The sequence below is a fragment of the Gilvimarinus sp. 2_MG-2023 genome (assembly GCF_030547685.1).
Taxonomy (GTDB): Bacteria; Pseudomonadota; Gammaproteobacteria; order Pseudomonadales; family Cellvibrionaceae; genus Gilvimarinus.
In genome coordinates, this window is sequence record NZ_JAUOQM010000020.1 from 1 (window position 1) to 17,851 (window position 17,851).

The 17,851-nt window shown below is 51.0% G+C and carries 15 protein-coding genes; 6 read left to right on the forward strand and 9 right to left on the reverse strand.

The window, feature by feature from the left end; genetic code table 11:
• Positions 1-47 precede the first annotated feature (47 nt).
• Both pssA and ilvC read right to left on the reverse strand, forming a co-directional pair.
• Positions 48-926, reverse strand: a complete 879-nt coding sequence (gene pssA / locus Q4526_RS03985; protein ID WP_215975607.1) for a CDP-diacylglycerol--serine O-phosphatidyltransferase — start codon at positions 924-926, stop codon at positions 48-50.
• A gap of 112 nt (positions 927-1,038) precedes the next feature.
• A complete protein-coding gene (gene ilvC, locus Q4526_RS03990; protein ID WP_215975608.1) occupies positions 1,039-2,055 on the reverse strand; it encodes a ketol-acid reductoisomerase in 1,017 nt (338 codons plus the stop codon).
• A gap of 117 nt (positions 2,056-2,172) precedes the next feature.
• Here ilvC and ilvY point away from each other — a divergent pair, with 117 nt between their 5' ends.
• Together ilvY and Q4526_RS04000 are read left to right on the forward strand one after the other, a co-directional pair.
• Positions 2,173-3,039: an HTH-type transcriptional activator IlvY gene (gene ilvY / locus Q4526_RS03995; protein ID WP_215975609.1), complete on the forward strand. Its 867-nt coding sequence runs from the start codon at positions 2,173-2,175 to the stop codon at positions 3,037-3,039.
• 399 nt (positions 3,040-3,438) lie between these two features.
• The gene (locus Q4526_RS04000) at positions 3,439-4,254 is read left to right on the forward strand and encodes a LuxR C-terminal-related transcriptional regulator (RefSeq protein WP_215975610.1); all 816 of its coding nucleotides are present in this window, start codon (positions 3,439-3,441) and stop codon (positions 4,252-4,254) included.
• Positions 4,255-4,313: 59 nt separating this feature from the next.
• Here Q4526_RS04000 and ilvN read toward each other — a convergent pair whose 3' ends face one another.
• The 3 genes from ilvN to Q4526_RS04015 form a co-directional block, all read right to left on the reverse strand.
• Positions 4,314-4,805 carry an acetolactate synthase small subunit gene (gene ilvN, locus Q4526_RS04005; protein WP_215975611.1) on the reverse strand — a complete coding sequence of 164 codons (492 nt, stop codon included), beginning with the start codon at positions 4,803-4,805 and terminating at the stop codon, positions 4,314-4,316.
• A gap of 1 nt (position 4,806) precedes the next feature.
• A complete protein-coding gene (locus tag Q4526_RS04010) occupies positions 4,807-6,543 on the reverse strand; it encodes an acetolactate synthase 3 large subunit (protein ID WP_215975612.1) in 1,737 nt (578 codons plus the stop codon).
• Between the two features lie 85 nt (positions 6,544-6,628).
• Positions 6,629-6,796: a hypothetical protein gene (locus Q4526_RS04015; RefSeq protein WP_215975613.1), complete on the reverse strand. Its 168-nt coding sequence runs from the start codon at positions 6,794-6,796 to the stop codon at positions 6,629-6,631.
• 183 nt (positions 6,797-6,979) lie between these two features.
• Between Q4526_RS04015 and Q4526_RS04020 the strand changes: the two genes are divergently transcribed.
• Entirely contained in the window at positions 6,980-7,411 is a 432-nt protein-coding gene (locus Q4526_RS04020; RefSeq protein WP_215975614.1) for a DUF4124 domain-containing protein, read from the forward strand.
• Positions 7,412-7,450: 39 nt separating this feature from the next.
• On the opposite strand, the gene clpB is transcribed toward Q4526_RS04020, so the two are convergent.
• The 3 genes from clpB to rluD all read right to left on the reverse strand — a co-directional run bounded on the left by clpB (position 7,451) and on the right by rluD (position 11,962).
• Complete coding sequence (gene clpB, locus Q4526_RS04025) at positions 7,451-10,099, reverse strand: ATP-dependent chaperone ClpB (protein WP_215975615.1); 2,649 nt, start codon at positions 10,097-10,099, stop codon at positions 7,451-7,453.
• 149 nt (positions 10,100-10,248) lie between these two features.
• Entirely contained in the window at positions 10,249-11,016 is a 768-nt protein-coding gene (gene pgeF, locus Q4526_RS04030) for a peptidoglycan editing factor PgeF (protein WP_215975616.1), read from the reverse strand.
• On the reverse strand, positions 11,006-11,962 hold the full coding sequence (gene rluD / locus Q4526_RS04035; protein WP_215975617.1) for a 23S rRNA pseudouridine(1911/1915/1917) synthase RluD: 957 nt from the start codon (positions 11,960-11,962) through the stop codon (positions 11,006-11,008). Before rluD ends, pgeF begins: the two co-directional genes overlap by 11 nt.
• Positions 11,963-12,108: 146 nt before the next feature.
• On the opposite strand from rluD, the gene Q4526_RS04040 reads away from it, so the two are divergent.
• Positions 12,109-13,008, forward strand: coding sequence for an outer membrane protein assembly factor BamD (locus tag Q4526_RS04040; protein ID WP_215975618.1), 900 nt, complete (start codon positions 12,109-12,111; stop codon positions 13,006-13,008).
• Positions 13,009-13,082: 74 nt separating this feature from the next.
• Here Q4526_RS04040 and Q4526_RS04045 read toward each other — a convergent pair whose 3' ends face one another.
• Positions 13,083-14,714: an NAD+ synthase gene (locus Q4526_RS04045; RefSeq protein WP_215975619.1), complete on the reverse strand. Its 1,632-nt coding sequence runs from the start codon at positions 14,712-14,714 to the stop codon at positions 13,083-13,085.
• Between the two features lie 129 nt (positions 14,715-14,843).
• Here Q4526_RS04045 and Q4526_RS04050 point away from each other — a divergent pair, with 129 nt between their 5' ends.
• Positions 14,844-16,451: an ATP-binding protein gene (locus Q4526_RS04050; protein WP_215975620.1), complete on the forward strand. Its 1,608-nt coding sequence runs from the start codon at positions 14,844-14,846 to the stop codon at positions 16,449-16,451.
• Positions 16,448-17,839: a sigma-54 dependent transcriptional regulator gene (locus tag Q4526_RS04055; RefSeq protein WP_215975621.1), complete on the forward strand. Its 1,392-nt coding sequence runs from the start codon at positions 16,448-16,450 to the stop codon at positions 17,837-17,839. Before Q4526_RS04050 ends, Q4526_RS04055 begins: the two co-directional genes overlap by 4 nt.
• The last annotated feature ends 12 nt before the right edge of the window (positions 17,840-17,851 follow it).

Sequence of the window (17,851 nt, forward strand, 5' to 3'; positions counted from 1 at the left end):
AAAGGCGGCCTGCGGCCGCCTTTTTACCCTAACAAGCCCTATTACACTCAGGCAGGGCCCTGGGGATGCCGTTCCTCATCCGCCACAACCCCCGCTTTCTCAGAGTTTGCAGTGCTTTTAGCCGGAACAAGTATGGATTTTCTCTGCCAAATCCACATTGCCGGCCCAGATGCCGCATATATAAGTGCCATCCCCAACAATACCCGGGGCGGATCAATACTAACGACAACAAAAATCAACACTACAACCAGCATTTTTACAAATGGGACGCGCCCACGAAAATCAATATTCTTAAAGCTGGTATAGCGGACATTGGACACCATCAAGAGCGCAGCCACCCCCGTCATAAAGGCGGCCAGTATCGCTAAGGGCACATTCATTGCGACATCGTGCCCCGTCCAGACGGTCGCGGCGATAAGCGCGGCCGCCGAGGGGCTTGCCAGCCCGACAAATTCGCCTTTATCGACCTTGCCAATCTGAGTATTAAACCGCGCCAAGCGCAAAGCAGCACAAGCGGCAAAGCCAAAGGCCGCCGCCCAACCAAACTTACCCAAATCCGCCAAGGCCCAGTTAAACATCACCAAAGCAGGGGCCAGCCCGAAAGACACCATATCCGACAAGCTATCGTATTGCTCACCAAAGGCGCTGGAAGTGTTGGTCAGACGTGCCACACGGCCATCCATGCCATCTAGCAGCATCGCAACGAAAATGGCGATAGCCGCCACATCGAATTTACCTTGTGTCGCTGTAATAATGGCGTAGAAGCCACTAAACAAGGCCGCTGTAGTAAATAAATTAGGCAGTAAGTACACGCCGCGATGCCGAACTTTTTTATCGCCCTCTTGCACCTCTTCGACATGCTCGTCGAAAGGAAGCAGGCTATCGTCCTCTTGCTCGCCAACTGACTTTTCCGATTCCTGACTCATAAAGCCTCATATTACCCATTTAAAACATTAGCCTAACACAAAAACAACAAACCCCTGCGCAAGCAAGGGTTTGTGGCCAGAAGCGGCGCTTCCGAAAATAACAGGACGCGACTTAGTTTTTGTCTTTGTCGACGATCTTGTTAGCCTGGATCCAAGGCATCATGGCGCGCAGCTTCTCACCCACTTGCTCGATTGGGTGAGCCGCGTTGTTGCGACGGTTAGCAGTCATGGATGGGTAGTTGTGTGCACCTTCGGCGACAAACATCTTGGCGTACTCACCGTTTTGAATGCGCTTAAGTGCATTGCGCATGGCTTCGCGTGACTCAGCGTTGATCACTTCTGGGCCGGTCACGTACTCGCCGTACTCGGCATTGTTCGAGATCGAGTAGTTCATGTTGGCGATGCCGCCTTCGTACATCAAGTCAACGATCAGCTTCAGCTCGTGCAGACACTCAAAGTAAGCCATCTCGGGCGCGTAACCCGCTTCGGTCAGGGTTTCGAAGCCCATTTTAACCAGTTCAACTGCACCACCACACAGAACCGCTTGCTCACCAAACAGGTCAGTTTCGGTTTCGTCTTTAAAGGTAGTCTCGATAATACCGGTACGACCACCACCTACACCTGAGGCGTAAGACAAGGCTACATCTTTAGCTTTGCCAGAGGCATCTTGTTGAATCGCGATCAAATCAGGGATACCGCCACCGCGAACAAACTCGGTACGCACGGTGTGGCCAGGCGCCTTAGGGGCAACCATAATCACGTCCAGATCTTTGCGCGGCACGATTTGGTTGTAGTGGATTGCAAAGCCGTGGGCGAAAGCCAAGGTAGCGCCTTCTTTCAGGTTTGGCTCAATCTCTTCTTTATATAGCTGAGCTTGGAATTCATCGGGAGTCAGCAGCATAACCACTTCGGCGCCGGCAACGGCTTCAGCTACTTCGCTTACTTTTAAGCCGTGAGCTTGCGCTTTAGCAACCGAAGAAGAGCCTTTACGCAGACCGACAGTGACGTTAACGCCAGAGTCGTTCAGGTTACAAGCGTGGGCGTGACCCTGTGAACCGTAACCGATGATGGCAACTTTTTTGCCTTGGATAATGGAAAGATCGCAATCTTTATCGTAGTAAACCTGCATAACAGACTCCTAGTAATCAGTGAATGGAAAGAATTGCGCGCAGTTTAGTCAATATTTCTTGTTACGTAAAATGATATATTTAAAACCTTATATTTCATAATATGCAACAATAGACCTATGGACATACACAAACTTAAGCTCTTTCTCTCGCTGGCCTCCACCGGCCACTTTGGCCGCGCAGCCGCGCAGTGCCACGTCAGCCCCTCTACCATGAGCCGCAACCTTCAGCAGCTAGAACAGGAGCTTGGAGCCGCCTTGATGGACAGAAACAACCGTTCCGTTGCCCTTACTGAAGCCGGCCATCGTTTTTTGCAGTTTGCCCGGGAAACATTACAACAGTGGGAAACCTTTCAAGACTCCATTCTGGCTGACGCCCATACCCTGCGCGGTCAACTCAGTATTTATTGTTCCGTAACGGCCAGCTACAGCTTTTTGTATGAAATTCTCGCCGAGTTCCGAACCCGCCACCCCGGTATTAATATTAAATTGCACACCGGTGATCCCGCACAAGCGATCGAACGAGTTACCGGCGGTTATGAAGATATCGCCATCGCGGCGCGCCCCAGCACCCTGCCTGCAGAGATTAACTTCAAAGCGATTGCCAGCTCGCCACTGCGCTTTATTGGCCCTAAAGATTCATCCTTGCTCCCTGCAGCTGACGGCGAACACTGGCAAACACTGCCAATGATCATCTCCGAAGAAGGGCTCGCCCGCGAACGCTTTAACCAGTGGTGCCAGCTTGAAGGAATTGCACCCAACATCTACGCGGAAGTAAAAGGCAACGAAGCCATTGTCAGCATGGTGAGTTTAGGTTTTGGGGTGGGCTTGGTGCCGCATATCGTACTGGAAAACAGCCCCCTAAAAGACCGTGTCGCTTTATTGGCGGACCAGCCAGACTTGGGACCTTTTGACACGGGAATTTGTGTACTGGAAAAACGCCTTAAAAGCCCAATCGTCTCCGCCCTGTGGGCTGAGGTTCAATAGAGGAACGGGGCTATACCGCATCATGCCCAGCGTTGGTAAGATGTCCACACCATAGTGGTATTTGGGCCCTGCTGACTTATACCCATCATGTTGCCGTAGCGATAGATACTGGCAATGCCATCGACGACAGGTGCACCCCGCAACTGATAGTGGCTTTGGACGGCACTTGTGAGTTGTATTTACGCACTTCCCAAGCAGTGTGGTGGCACTGAGTCACTGTACTATCCCCTACAAAGTATTAGACCTGTTATCAAACGCGCAATTGTCGCAATTACCGAGGTTGTTCGGTAACCTCTAAACAGAGGGTCTATAACAGGCACTACGCTTTTTAAGGCTTTGTATATCGCTCACTTAACAGCCTATTTGGCTTATTCACCCAACCTCAAATAGACACTTAACATGAAATCCGATCCGCCTACCGCCCCTAACTCACTGCAGATCACACCGCAAATATGCCAAATATGGGATCAATTGGCACAATTTGATGCGGCCAGGAGCGACGAAGCGCTGGATTATTTACTGGAGTCGCTGTGCCAACTGGTAGAGGGCACTTCAGCATCCTGGATAGGCGCGTTGCGTTTAAACGCGCACGAGCCAAACGACCCTTTACTGGGCTGGCGCCCGCGTATTACTCATCTAATGGATAGCAAGCCCAGTACCAACGCCTTTATAAAAAACAAAATGCAAGAAATTGATAAGACGGGACCAGACCCATCGCTGCAAACCCAGGTGCGTATGGCGGGCAAGTTTAGAGTCTATTTACAAGATGATATTGTGGATAAAACTTGGTACCAAGGTGACTATTATTTAACGCAAAAGGAACACAATGGGTTGGTGGATCGGCTGTATGTGGTAACGCCTCTCAATGAGGATATGGAGTGCTACATAACGGTTGACCGGGTGGGTACACAACCGCCTTTTTGCCGCAGCGACTGCCAGCAAGCCGCGGCGCTACTGCGCGGATTAAGTTGGTTCCAGCGTCAGGTGGCACTGTCTTATGGCTTGCATATTGGCGCCGTGGCCATCACCCCCACCGAGCGCCGAGTACTGCAGCAATTACTCACCGACAGCAGCGAGCGCGAGATCGCCGACGAGTTAGGCTTGGCCTACACAACTGTGCATTCCTATGTGACCTCTATTTACCGCAAGTTTGATGTGAATGGACGGGCCGGCTTGACGGCTTTGTGGTTGGGGAAAGGCTTAACAGTTTGTTGATAAGAGACGACTGGCAGGGCGGGAAAAGCTTAGCGCTCTTCCCGCCCCGACCAAGCCAATTACAAGCTTAAGACTTTCTCGCCGCGGGCAATGCCCGAGACGCCGGAACGTACCACCTCCAAAATGGAAGCGTCACCGACCGCCTGCAAGAAGGCGTCGAGTTTATCGGAAGTGCCGGTAATCTGAATAATATAAAGGCTGGCAGTGACATCGACTATTTGACCGCGAAAGATGTCCACGCAACGCTTAATTTCCGCGCGCTGAGCTCCGGCCGCCTTAACTTTAATCAGCATAACCTCACGTTCGATGTGCGCGCCTTCGGTTAAGTCGACCAATTTCACCACATCAATTAACTTGTTAAGGTGCTTGGTGATTTGCTCGATTTTGTGATCGTCACCGATGGTGGTCAACGTTAAACGCGACAGGGTTTCATCTTCTGTGGGCGCAACAGTCAGCGACTCAATGTTATAGCCGCGCTGAGAAAATAACCCAACAACGCGCGACAATGAGCCCGGCTCGTTTTCCATTAATACTGAAATAATTCGTCTCATATTAAGTGCGCTCCGTTTTGCTCAGCCACATGTCACGCATAGACGCGCCTGCGATTTGCATGGGATAGACGTGCTCGGAGTTATCCACCGCAATATCCATAAACACCACGCGATCTTTCATTGCAAAGCACTCTTCCATTTTCGCCTTGAGCTCTTCTTTTTTGGTGACACGAATACCCACATGACCGTACGCCTCAGCCAGCTTAACAAAGTCTGGCAGCGAGTCTTCGTACAAGCTTTCAGAGTAGCGACTACCGTACTGCATATCCTGCCACTGCTTCACCATACCCAACGCTTGGTTATTCAGGCAGATGATTTTGATTGGCAAATGGTACTGTGTGCAGGTTGCCAACTCCTGAATACACATTTGAATGCTGCCTTCGCCGGTTACACAGGCCACAACGGCATCGCGGTCGGCCATTTGCGCCCCCATAGCGGCGGGCAAACCAAAGCCCATGGTGCCCAAACCGCCGGAGTTGATCCAACGACGTGGTTTATCAAATAAATAATACTGCGCGGCAAACATTTGATGCTGCCCCACATCAGAGGTGACATAGGCATCGCCCTTGGTCACTTCATGCAAGGTTTTAATCACATCCTGCGGCATGATCTTGCCAGATTCGGCCTGCTGGTACCGCGGTGCCACATAGATGCCGTGGTTATCTCGCCACTCTTCAATCTGCTGCCACCAATTTTTAATCGCCCCAGCATCCGGAACTTCGTCACTTTCGTTCACCAACGCCAGCATATCGGTCAATACACTATCCACAGCCCCAACAATGGGGATGTCGGCGGTAACGGTTTTCGATATAGAGGCCGGGTCAACATCAATATGAATGATCTTAGCGTTAGGGCAGAATTTGTTGACCGCATTAGTTACCCGGTCATCAAAACGCGCGCCCACGGCCAAAATGGCGTCGGCGTGATGCATAACCATATTCGCCTCGTAGGTGCCGTGCATACCCAGCATACCCACAAACTGACGATCGGTGCCCGGATAAGCCCCAAGGCCCATTAAAGTATTGGTCACCGGGTAATTCAATTTGCGCGCCAGCTCGGTCAGCAACTCCGAACCATTGCCTTGCACTACACCACCACCGGCGTAAATCACCGGGCGCTTTGCCTCAATAAGCAACTGCACAGCTTTTTTAATTTGCCCGGCGTGGCCACGAGTCGCTGGCGTGTAAGAACGGATTTTCACCTTTTCCGGATACTCATAAGGGAAGGTATCAAACGGATTGGTGATATCTTTAGGTACATCAATCACCACCGGGCCCGGCCGGCCGGTTGCGGCAATGTAATACGCCTTTTTCACAATCTCAGGAATATCGCGCTGATCGCGCACCATAAAGCTGTGTTTCACGATAGGGCGCGATACGCCAACCATGTCGGTTTCCTGAAAGGCATCTTCACCGATACGCTCTGAAACCACCTGGCCTGAGATCACCACCATCGGAATAGAATCCATATAGGCAGTGGCAATGCCGGTAATGGCATTGGTAGCCCCTGGACCTGAGGTTACCAAAACGGTGCCCACTTGGCCGGTCGCACGCGAGTATGCATCGGCGGCATGAGTAGCCGCTTGCTCGTGGCGAACCAATATATGTTTAACTTCTTGTTGCCTGAAAATAGCGTCATATATATGCAGCGCTGCACCGCCTGGATAACCGAAAACGTATTCAACGCCTTCGTCATGCAGTGCGCGAATCAACATATCGCCGCCTGATAGCATTTCCACGTCATTTCCCCTTTAAACTGCTTGTCTCAATCATGGACTCAAGCACCAATGAGCAACCCCGAACCTTGAGATAGTCAAGGCCGGATCACTGGTGCTGTTGAATATTCTGGATTCCCCAAGTTACGCGCTTGTAGCTCATGCGGTTTCTTGGGTAGGCACCATCGGTGGATGCGCCTACGCGGTGCGGATGGTTCAACAAGCGGGTGACTTGCTGGGCGTAGCGATAGGCGCCGAGGTTATCGGCTGGTTCCACGCGCCATCTAGCGAGACTGTGTATTGTCTCAACATATGCTATAAAGTCAAGATTTTGCAGCGTTTATCCACGCTTTTAACTCCGCCTGCGACACACTTTTCACAGAATCGGAATCAAACTTTCGCGTCCACTGACATTTAGCGTTATAGTGAGGACGTTGATACAGCATAATAGGATGATCTCATGCTAAAACGTAACTGGCGCTTAGGATTAGCGTGTACGCTTCTAATTTTAGGGGCAAACACCACACACGCCGCCGACACTTTTTATAAATGGGTCGATGAAGACGGGACGACACACTACGGCACTCGCCCCCCCAATAACTCCCAGAGCACGGCCATTACGCCCAAAACGGGCCACAGTGAACCGGTTAATTACCAGCACTCCAGCCCCGAGAACAGCACCAATTCGGGAACCCCTGAGAGTGCAAGCGCAGAAGCGGAATCAAAGAAAGACCCTGAGCGCTGCGCAAAAGCTCGAAAAAATGCCGAGATCTTAAGCCGCGGCGGACGCGTTCGAGAAAGCACCGAAGACGGCAGCTTTCGGTTTTTAGGTGAAGATGAGAAGAAAACTCGCCTGGAAGCAGCTCAAAAAGCGATAAACGAAGCCTGCTAAGGTGGCATACGGGCCGCTTGAGCGGCCCGCGTAAGCACATCAGTGTTTAAGCTTGACCTGAAACTGTATCCGACCGCCTTCCAGAACCGCCTCAATCACATCGCCAGCGGCAAACTTACCGGCCAAAATGTCTTGCGCTAACGGGTTTTCGATTTGCTGTTGAATCGCCCTTTTTAATGGCCGAGCACCATAGACTGGGTCATATCCCGCATCGGCCAGCTGATCCATGGCCTGCGCACTGAGCTCCAACGTCATATCTTTCTCCGCCAAGCGCTTAGCCAGCTGAGCGATTTGGATATCGGTAATACCACGAATCTGGTTTTTGGCCAGCGGATGGAAAACCACGGCCTCATCGACTCGGTTAATGAACTCGGGGCGAAAATGCTGCCCCACCACTTCCATCACCGCATCTTTCATTGCGGCATAGCGATTTTCATTATTGGTGGAGTCGGCCAACTCGCCATTGGCGTCGAAGCTAACGGTGTCGAAAGACTTATCTTCGGCTAAGTCCTGAATGCGGTCCGACCCTAGGTTAGAGGTCATCACCACCACGGTATTGCGAAAATCTACAGTGCGGCCCTGGCCATCGGTTAGGCGGCCATCGTCCAATACTTGCAACAGTATATTAAACACGTCAGGGTGCGCTTTTTCGATTTCATCGAGCAGGAGCACCGAGTAGGGTTTGCGGCGCACCGCTTCGGTGAGATAACCGCCCTCTTCATAACCGACGTAACCGGGCGGGGCACCTATTAAGCGCGCCACAGAGTGCTTCTCCATAAACTCAGACATATCAATGCGCACCATCGCCTCTTCGGTATCAAACAAGAAAGAGGCCAGCGTTTTGCACAACTCGGTTTTACCCACGCCGGTTGGCCCCAAGAACAAGAAAGAGCCGTTGGGGCGATTCTCATCCGACAAGCCCGCTCGTGAACGCCGTACGGCATTGGCAACGGCCACCACGGCCTCTTCCTGCCCAATGACTCGCTTGTGCAGCGCGGCCTCCATTTGCAATAGTTTCTCTCGCTCCCCTTCCAACATTTTGGCCACGGGGATGCCCGTCCACTTGGAGACAACCTCGGCGATTTCTTCTTCACCCACACGGTTGCGCAGCAGTTTCATTTCCATCATGTCGACCTGGCTGGCCATATCCAACTGTCGCTCCAACTCGGGAATAATGCCGTATTGCAACTCCGACATACGCCCCAAGTCACCGGCCCGGCGAGCGGCTTCTAAGTCGAGGCGAGCTTGCTCCAAACTACTTTTTATTTCTTGCGAGCCGTGTAAAGCCGCTTTCTCAGTGCGCCATACCTCTTCTAGCTCAGAATACTTGCGCTCTAAATCGTCAATGTCTGCCTCAATTTTTGCCAGCCGTTTGCGACTGGGCTCGTCTTCATCTTTTTTGACGGCTTCACGCTCGATTTTGAGCTGTATTAATCGGCGCTCAAGCTTGTCCATCTCTTCTGGCTTGGAGTCGATTTCCATGCGAATGCGGCTACCCGCCTCATCGATAAGATCAATGGCTTTATCAGGCAATTGCCGATCGGTGATGTAGCGCTGTGATAATTTAGCGGCGGCAATAATCGCCGAGTCGGTTATATCGACCCCGTGATGCAACTCATAGCGCTCTTTTAGTCCACGCAATATCGCGATAGTGTCCGCCTCCGAGGGCTCGTCAACCAAGACTTTTTGAAAACGACGCTCGAGCGCGGCGTCTTTTTCAATAAATTGGCGGTATTCATCCAAGGTTGTGGCCCCTACGCAATGCAGCTCGCCCCGCGCCAAGGCCGGTTTGAGCATGTTCCCGGCATCCATCGCGCCCTCGGCCTTACCGGCACCGACCATGGTGTGCAACTCATCCACAAATAATATGACACGCCCTTCTTGCTTGGCGAGTTCATTAAGCACGGACTTTAACCGCTCTTCAAAATCACCACGGAACTTTGCGCCGGCCAAGAGTGAGCCTAAGTCGAGCGACAGCAAGCGCTTGTTTTTAAGCCCTTCAGGTACTTCACCGTTCACAATCCGCTGTGCCAGGCCCTCGACGATCGCGGTTTTACCCACACCCGGCTCGCCGATCAGAACCGGGTTGTTTTTGGTGCGGCGCTGTAAAACTTGTACGGTGCGGCGGATTTCATCGTCGCGACCAATCACTGGGTCCAGTTTTCCGGCCTCGGCTCGCGCGGTTAAATCGACAGTGAATTTATCCAGCGATTGGCGATTACCCTCGGCATCGGCATCATCAACAGTTTCACCACCGCGAACGGACTCGACCGCCTGCTTTAATCGTTTGGTATTTCCAGACTCACCGAGCAGCCTCCCCAGCTCGCTGGTACCGTCTTCCATTGCTGACAATAACAGGGACTCGCTAGAGACGAATTTATCACCGGCTTTTTGAGCGTGACGATCGGCCAGATTTAACAGGCGAGCCAAATCTTGCGACATGCGCACATCGCCATCTGGGGATTGCACTCGCGCCAACCGATCGAGGGATTTATTGAGCTCATTGCGCAATCCCTTAACATCGAACCCAGCTTGCATGAGTAACGGCTGTACAGTGCCGCCTTGCTGATCCAGCATGGCCAGCATTAGGTGCACCGGTTCCAGCTGACTGTGGTCACGACCCACCGCAGCCGACTGGGCGTCTGATAAGGCCAATTGTAATTGGTTGGTGAAACGATCGATGCGCATAGTCTTTCCTCACACTAAAGCGGCATTGGCAAGCGGCATGGTCGCCGTTTATCTCTTTACCAGAAGTACTATTAAATAGATAAGGGCTTGTGGCTTATAAATCAAGACTCGTGGCGCCCTGGTTATTTTTATATTGCCCTGTAGCCGGTTTAAACTGCCAGCCAAATAATAGAAGCCATACGCCCAGAGCCTTTACCATCACGGCGAAAAGAGTAAAAGCGATCACCTTGCTCGTAGGTGCAAAAATCTCCGCCGAATATTCGATCCACTCCAGCGCCGTTTAACTCAGCACGGGCCAAGGCGTAAAGATCGGCCATAAACCGCATAGGCTTTTGGCCGGCAGTAAACGCGCCAGCGATCATATCAGCGTGCTGGTCATCAATAGCGGAGGCAAAAAAGGCCTCCAGTACATCCACCCCCACCTCGAACTGAGCCGGCCCAATAGCAGGCCCAAGCCAAGCCATTAGCTCTGGGGTATCGTCAGAAAAAGTCGCCAAGGTTTTACGAACAATACCGGCAGCCAGCGAACGCCAACCTGCATGCACAGCAGCCACTTGCGTACCCGCCGTATTGCACAACAAAATCGGCAAGCAATCCGCCGTCAGTACGGCACAGGGCAACTCGCGCTGACGAGTAAAACAAGCGTCGGCAGTTTGCACCCAGCCATCGGCCGAAGCCTCAACGACTTTGTCGCCATGCACTTGCTCCAGCCACTGGGGGGCTCGCGGAATCAACTTATCCTCGACTAAACGCTGCCGATTTTCGCGTACCAATGATTCATCATCCCCCACATGGAGGGCGAGATTATTGCTTGCATACCCCCCCCGGCTAGCACCGCCCAAACGTGTGCTGGTTAGGGCGCGAACGGTGGTGGGTGCTGGCCACTCGGGGATAATAAAGTCTGTCTCACGACTCATGATCTTGCTCCAGCTCTGTCAGTAACGTTTGCATATCAAGCGGTAAGGGTGCACTCCATTGCCGATACTCTCCTGTCGCAGGATGAACTAAGCCCAACTCAGCGGCATGTAAGGCTTGCCGTGAAAACTGCCGCAGAACATCTGCCAGATGCGGACTAATACCCGCCGGGCGTTTAAAGCGACCTCCGTATACCGGATCTCCGACCAATGGATGGTTAATATGCGCCATATGCACTCGAATTTGGTGCGTTCGCCCCGTCTCTAACTTTAACCGCAGGTGGGCATGTCGAGTATAACGCTGAAGCACACTGTAATGAGTCACCGCCGGCTTTCCGCTGTGGGGCACCACTGCCATCTGCTTGCGCTGCTTTGGGTGCCTGCCAATCGGCGCATTGACTTTGCCCGGCCCGGTAAACTGGCCTATAGCAACCGCTTCATATTCCCGGCTGACGGTGCGCGCTTGCAGCTGACTGACTAAATTGTGGTGTGCCGCCAAGGTTTTAGCCACCATCATTAACCCAGTAGTGTCTTTATCGAGCCGGTGCACAATGCCTGCACGTGGTAACTCTGCCATTTGCGGTGCATGATGCAGGAGCGCATTGACCATGGTGCCAGTATAGTTTCCCGCAGCAGGGTGCACCACCAAGCCTGCCGGCTTATTGATCACCATCAAATGATCGTCCTCGTGGACAATATCTAACTCAATATTTTCTGCCTGCCAGCTTTGTTCGCTTTCCAGCTCAGCCTTTAACACCAGAGACTCACCGCCAAACAATTTGTCTTTTGCCTTGGCCGCGGCCCCATTAACGGTGAGCTCGCCGGCTTTTATCCACCCTTGCAAGCGAGCGCGTGAATAATCGGGGAACAAGTTCGCAGCGATTTGGTCAAAGCGCTGCCCCCGACACTCCTGTGGAACCAGAGCCGAGAGTTCTATGATGGTTGTCATTTAAGCATTCTCTATTGCGGCGGCAGCTTTGGCTTAACCTCCGACTGTGTTTAAATAGCGGGTTGGCGCACCCTATCCCTAACGAGGCGTGGGCCCGGTAGCCTATCTACAAGGCTAAATGATAACGAATTGTGAGTTGTAACCCTATGCGAGCTCTAGTTTTTTTTCTGAGTGGTGCCCTTATGCTACTCAGCGCCTGTTCTTCCACCGGTGAAAGGCAGGACCTAACGTCCGAGGCCGACGTTTACGACAGGGCTATTCAGCACCTCCAAAACAGTCGCTGGGAGAGCGCAATCAGCTCTTTACAACTGATTGAAGAGCACTTCCCTTTTGGCAAGTACGCCGAGCAGGCACAGCTGGAAATTATCTTCGCCTATTACAAATCTGGTGACCCAGACGCCGCTATCGCTGCGGCTGACCGCTTTATTCGACTGCACCCGCAACACCGCAATGTCGATTACGCCTATTACATGAAGGGCTTGAGCACATACAGTAAGGATGAAAACTTCCTGTCGACCGTTATGCCGCTTGACCAAACCCAACGCGACCCAGGAGCGGCTCGCGAATCTCTCGGGCATTTTACTCAGCTACTTAACCGGTACCCTGACAGCACCTATGCCGAAGATGCCAAAAAGCGTATGCTCTACCTGCGCAACCGTTTAGCGCGCTACGAAATTCACGTCGCCAATTATTATTTTAAACGCGGCGCTTATCTCGCCTCGATTAATCGCGGTCAGTACGTACTTGAAAACTTCCAAGAGACCCCTGCGGTGCCTGATGCGCTGGCGGTGATTGTACAGGGTTATCACTTGCTCGGCATGGACGAGTTATCGGATAGAACACTGGCAGTACTGAGATTAAATTACCCGGACCACCCCGCTTTTAACAATGAGGGGGATTTCGACTTCCAGCATGGCGATATCGAAGACCGCAGCTGGATAAGCAAAGCGACTTTCGGCTTGTTTGATAAACGCGACCCACGAGGCTTTGATTCGAGACGCTATTACGCCCCGCAATACCAAGATACTCCTCGCGTCTCTCAATAATTAAAGTCCGACAAAGCTCACTGGGCTTTGTCGGACTCGCGCGCACCTTTAATCAACTTCTAACCACCTAACGACTATTCCCCTGGACGCCAACCAGAGGTGATCGGGTAGCGCCGATCGCGACCAAATCCGCGAGCAGTAACTCTAGGCCCGATGGGGCTTTGGCGCCGTTTATACTCATTAAGATCTACCAGACGTATTACCTGCCGTACGTCATCCTCATTAAACCCTTGGGCGACAATCTGGTCGGCGCTGTAATCGCGCTCCACATACAAAGCCAATATTTCATCGAGAACATCATAGGCAGGCAGAGAGTCTTCATCTTTTTGGTCTGGCGCCAGCTCTGCCGATGGCGGTCGCGTTAGGACATTGTCCGGGATCACCGACGATAGACTATTGCGATGGCGAGCCAGGGCAAATACCTGAGTTTTAGGGACATCTTTCAGTACATCAAAACCACCCGCCATATCCCCGTAAAGCGTGGAATAACCGACGGCCAACTCACTTTTATTGCCTGTAGTTAACACCAAAAAGCCCTTTTTATTAGAAATAGCCATCAGCAACACTCCGCGACAGCGGGCTTGTAAGTTCTCCTCTGTCGTATCGGCAGACATTCCAGCAAACTCCGGCGCCAAAGCCTCCATAAACGAATCATACATAGGTTCAATGCTGATCGACTGGTAGCGCACACCTAATCGCTCAGCTTCATCGGCGGCATCGTCTTTACTCATATCCGATGTATAGCGAAATGGCATCATCACCGCTTCCACACGATCCGCCCCCAGCGCATCGACAGCAATGGCCAGAGTCAATGCCGAATCTATACCACCTGATAAACCTAAAACCACACCGCGAAACCGGTTTTTTTCCACATAATCGCGCAGCCCCAATACCAACGCTTGGTACACAACATCCAACCGCTCCATGGCGGGCGTGAGTGGCTGCTGCGGCTTAATCACTAAACCATCGGAATTGCGAGTTATCTCACAAGTATCAAGGGACTCGGTAAATGCTTTTGATCGCAGACAAAGTTGACCATTTTTATCCACCACCATGGATGCACCATCAAAGACCAACTCATCTTGCCCCCCAACTAAATTGGTATACACGATGGGCATCTGCCCCTGACGAGCACGCTCGGCCAATAACGCTTCGCGCTCACCGGACTTACCCTGATGAAAAGGCGAGGCATTAAGGTTTAGCATGATTTCAGCGCCCGCCTCGCGAGCTTGCAGCATTGGCTGCTCCTGCCAAATATCTTCGCAAATCGTCAGTGCCGCTTTGGTGCCTTTAAGCTCAAACACACAAGGTCGATCACCCGCCACAAAGTAACGCATCTCATCAAATACCTGATAATTAGGAAGATGCTGCTTAGCGTACTCAGCAATCAGGTGGCCACTTTCTATAACACCTGCCATATTAAAGACGCCGGCTTCGGTAGCCTTGGGGTATCCCACGATCAATGTTATAGGCAATTGGGCCGCAGCAAGCGCTTGTAAGGCGCGCTCAATGCGCAACTGTAGGCTTGGGCGCAATAATAAGTCTTCGGGCGGGTAACCTGTAAGCGTCAACTCAGGAAATAAAATCGCGTCTGCACAGTTTTGTGTGTAGGCTCGGCGGGCAGCCTCAAGCACACGCTGGGTATTGCCTGGAATATCGCCCACAAGTGTATTAATTTGCCCTAAGGCGATTGTTAGGTTTGCCATGGTTGCTCCGCTGGTAAAGTCGGGGATATTTTCCTAGAAAACGGGCCATTAAGCAAAACTAAGCGATACTGTACAATACTCCCTTAAGCATAATTGAATCCTTTAAACAGCAGGCATCCATAAACCCAGATGAAAACGCAGCATTCGATTTTTGAGCAGGGCTACGACCCCTACCAACTACTGCGGGTATATACCTATTACCGGGTTTTACTCGGCTGCATTATGCTGCTTATATACAACAGCAACCTTTTAACGAACGTATTGGGCAGTGAAAACGGGCTCGTTTTCTCCACCACCACCTGGGTATACACCTGTATAAGTGCTATCTCTTTGTTGGCCGTCTGGCGCAACAAGCGGACACCAACCCTGCAGTCTCGGGTGTTTGCCCTGCTATCCGATATCCTCGCCATCACGCTACTGATGTACTCAAGCGGCGGCGCCACAAGCGGCTTAGGTTACTTAATGGTAGTCTCCGTAGCCGCTGCGGGTATGTTGCTCCCTGCACAACTAGCCATATTTATGGCCGCTTTGGCGACCATTGCCCTTATTGGCGAAAGCATTGCTCACCACGTAATATCAGGCATTGATACTAAATCGCTCTTCTCAGCAGGCGCTCTCGGCGCTCTAATTTTTCTGACTGCACTTGCCTTCCAGTATGTCACAGGAAAAATCCGTCGAAGTACGGCCGAACTTAAACAACAAACACAACATGTCGCGCACCTGCAAAAACTCGCACGACTGATTGTTGAGCGAATGCGTACGGGCATACTGGTTCTTAATAAAGAAGACGAAATTGAACTTATCAATGACGCTGCTCAATCCTTACTGGGCATTCAAAACCATAAAGACCGTTCAGCCAACCTTGACAGCTTACCCTCCATTAAACAGCAACTCACCCAATGGCGACAAAAATCCAGCACACCACCGGCCAGTGCTGTCATCCAAAATGAGAAATCTGCCTACGAATTGAAAATAAGCTTGGCCCAGCTTGAACTGGGCAAAGAAGAAGACACTTTAGTCTTTATAGAGGACAATCGAGCCATCACCCAACAGGCGCAGCAATTAAAACTGGCATCCCTAGGTAGACTAACTGCCAGTATTGCTCACGAGATTCGCAACCCTTTAAGCGCTATATCACACGCCAGTGAATTATTGGATGAATCTGAACAGATAGACGTATCGGACAAGCGTTTATTGGAAATAATCAAGACTCACACAATACGCGTCAATCAAATTATAGAAAACATTCTGCAGGTTTCTCGGCGCAGGAGCGCTGAGCCGACCAACATCGATCTTATTGCATGGACGGATAAATTCGTTAATGAGTTGGGTCACTCGTCCCCCTTAGTAATCACCAGACACCAACACAGCTCACTATTCGCCCCATTTGATCCATCGCAGCTCCATCAGGTTGTGTCTAATCTACTCGACAATGCGATTCGCTACGTAAAAACCAGCCCAGACTCTCCATCGATTCAACTTATCACCGGAATTAGCACTGGTCGCGAAGCCCCCTTTCTAAAAATTATTGATAACGGTCCGGGAATTCCTCAACATCATCAAAAGAATATTTTTGAGCCATTCTTCACTACCGAAAACACCGGCTCTGGTCTTGGGCTATTTATCTGTAAAGAGTTGTGCGAAGCCAATCAAGCGTATATTGACTATCAAAACAGTGACAACACCGGAAGCCAATTTACTATTTTATTTGCTCACCCGAAAAAGGAACAAAAATGACGCACGCAAAAACCGCGCTTATTGTCGATGATGAGCCTGATATTCGAGAGCTACTCGAAATCACTTTAGGCAGGATGCACATTGAGACTTTTAGTGTAGAGTGTGTCTCTCAAGCTAAACGATTACTAAGTGAAAGAGAGTTTTCGATTTGTTTAACTGATATGCGCCTACCTGACGGCAATGGCTTGGAGATTGTAGAGCATATCCAGCAACATCAACCAAAATTACCCTGTGCTGTTATCACAGCCCACGGCAACATTGATATCGCCATAGAATCAATGAAGGCAGGCGCCTTCGATTTTATCTCTAAGCCCGTTGATTTAGCCACTCTGCGCAATCTTGTCAACACTGCCATTCAGACCAATCAGCTTGAGCAAAAAAATACGCCCCCCAGTTCCCTATTAACTGGGGAGTCTCACACCATGCTCCAACTTAACAGCCGAATCGAAAAGCTGGCGCGCTCGCAAGCCCCCGTTTATATCAGCGGCGAATCTGGAGCGGGAAAAGAGTTGGTGGCGCGCTCCATTCACCAACAGGGCCCTAGACACAATGCCCCTTTTGTTGCGGTTAATTGCGGGGCAATTCCCAAGGAATTACTAGAAAGCGAACTTTTTGGACATGCAAAAGGTAGCTTCACTGGCGCTCACCAGGACAAACTAGGACTTTTCCAAACAGCCAAAGGGGGCACTTTATTCTTCGATGAGGTGGCGGACCTTCCTTTGGACATGCAAGTAAAACTATTGCGAGCGATACAAGAAAAGTCCGTTCGGCCGGTAGGCGCTTCCGAGGAAATAAAAACAAATGTTAGAGTCCTGTGTGCCACCCATAAAAATTTACAAGAGGAAGTAGCCCAAGGAAACTTTCGGCAGGATTTATTTTACCGGATTAATGTTATTCAGCTTAAAGTGCCGTCCCTCAGGCAGCGCACTGAAGATATCCCACAACTCGCCGAACATTTATTAAACAAAATCTCGCAAGGCAGCATTGGCCCACAGCCGAAACTAGCCAAGTCTGCAATGACAGCCCTTTGCCAGTACCCATTCCCTGGAAATGTACGTGAACTTGAGAATATTCTTGAACGAGCCTACACCCTGTGCGAAGAAACTGAAATCGAAGTGGCTGACCTCCAGCTTCCCGAAAACATTCAAAACATCAACAAAACTGACACTCAAACCTTATCCAGTACAAACACAGAAAATAGCTATTACTACCTGCGCTGCAAAGAATTTGACAGCTTAGTTGAATATTTAGAAGAAGTTGAAAAAGAAATTTTGTGTAAAACACTAGAACAGTGTCGCTGGAATAAAACACAAACAGCGAAATGCTTAGGGATTAGCTTTCGCTCTTTGCGTTATCGACTGCAAAAACTTGGGCTAGATCAAGAATAGGCCATTGGGGCC

What these genes read in the sequence shown, in the direction of transcription:
- pssA (WP_215975607.1), bottom strand. Translation starts at nt 926, where the DNA reads ATGAGTCAGGAATCGGAAAAGTCAGTTGGCGAGCAAGAGGACGATAGC.
- ilvC (WP_215975608.1), bottom strand. Translation starts at nt 2,055, where the DNA reads ATGCAGGTTTACTACGATAAAGATTGCGATCTTTCCATTATCCAAGGC.
- ilvY (WP_215975609.1), top strand. Translation starts at nt 2,173, where the DNA reads ATGGACATACACAAACTTAAGCTCTTTCTCTCGCTGGCCTCCACCGGC.
- Q4526_RS04000 (WP_215975610.1), top strand. Translation starts at nt 3,439, where the DNA reads ATGAAATCCGATCCGCCTACCGCCCCTAACTCACTGCAGATCACACCG.
- ilvN (WP_215975611.1), bottom strand. Translation starts at nt 4,805, where the DNA reads ATGAGACGAATTATTTCAGTATTAATGGAAAACGAGCCGGGCTCATTG.
- Q4526_RS04020 (WP_215975614.1), top strand. Translation starts at nt 6,980, where the DNA reads ATGCTAAAACGTAACTGGCGCTTAGGATTAGCGTGTACGCTTCTAATT.
- clpB (WP_215975615.1), bottom strand. Translation starts at nt 10,099, where the DNA reads ATGCGCATCGATCGTTTCACCAACCAATTACAATTGGCCTTATCAGAC.
- pgeF (WP_215975616.1), bottom strand. Translation starts at nt 11,016, where the DNA reads ATGAGTCGTGAGACAGACTTTATTATCCCCGAGTGGCCAGCACCCACC.
- rluD (WP_215975617.1), bottom strand. Translation starts at nt 11,962, where the DNA reads ATGACAACCATCATAGAACTCTCGGCTCTGGTTCCACAGGAGTGTCGG.
- Q4526_RS04040 (WP_215975618.1), top strand. Translation starts at nt 12,109, where the DNA reads ATGCGAGCTCTAGTTTTTTTTCTGAGTGGTGCCCTTATGCTACTCAGC.
- Q4526_RS04045 (WP_215975619.1), bottom strand. Translation starts at nt 14,714, where the DNA reads ATGGCAAACCTAACAATCGCCTTAGGGCAAATTAATACACTTGTGGGC.
- Q4526_RS04050 (WP_215975620.1), top strand. Translation starts at nt 14,844, where the DNA reads ATGAAAACGCAGCATTCGATTTTTGAGCAGGGCTACGACCCCTACCAA.
- Q4526_RS04055 (WP_215975621.1), top strand. Translation starts at nt 16,448, where the DNA reads ATGACGCACGCAAAAACCGCGCTTATTGTCGATGATGAGCCTGATATT.